The organism is Mesorhizobium sp. M1A.T.Ca.IN.004.03.1.1, from assembly GCF_003997555.1.
In the GTDB taxonomy this organism is placed as follows: Bacteria; Pseudomonadota; Alphaproteobacteria; order Rhizobiales; family Rhizobiaceae; genus Mesorhizobium.
In genome coordinates, this window is the sequence record NZ_RZTV01000671.1 from 1 (window position 1) to 254 (window position 254).

A 254-nucleotide genomic window follows, 5' to 3' on the forward strand; every position below is an offset into this window, starting at 1 on the left:
ATCGGCTCACGCTCCCAAAGGTCTAAGCAGGTCGCGGCTGATGATATGCCGCTGGATTTCGGAGGTGCCGTCCCAGATGCGCTCGACGCGCGCATCGCGCCAGAAGCGGGCGAGCGGCAGGTCGTCCTACGTATTCTCCTCTTTCTCGAACGTTATCGTTACCGTACAATCTTGTCAAAGAGATTCTCCCTGCCTTGCATTGAGCCGGAATTGCCTTGGCTTTCCGGGAAATTATGCTAGTTATCGTTATCGTA

The 254-nt window shown here is 54.7% G+C and carries 1 pseudogene; it reads right to left on the bottom strand.

Annotated features, from left to right (window positions below):
- Window positions 1–6: 6 nt before the first annotated feature.
- Window positions 7–126, bottom strand: a pseudogene (locus EOD29_RS33350) (acyl-CoA dehydrogenase family protein); the annotation flags it as partial.
- Window positions 127–254: the final 128 nt, after the last annotated feature.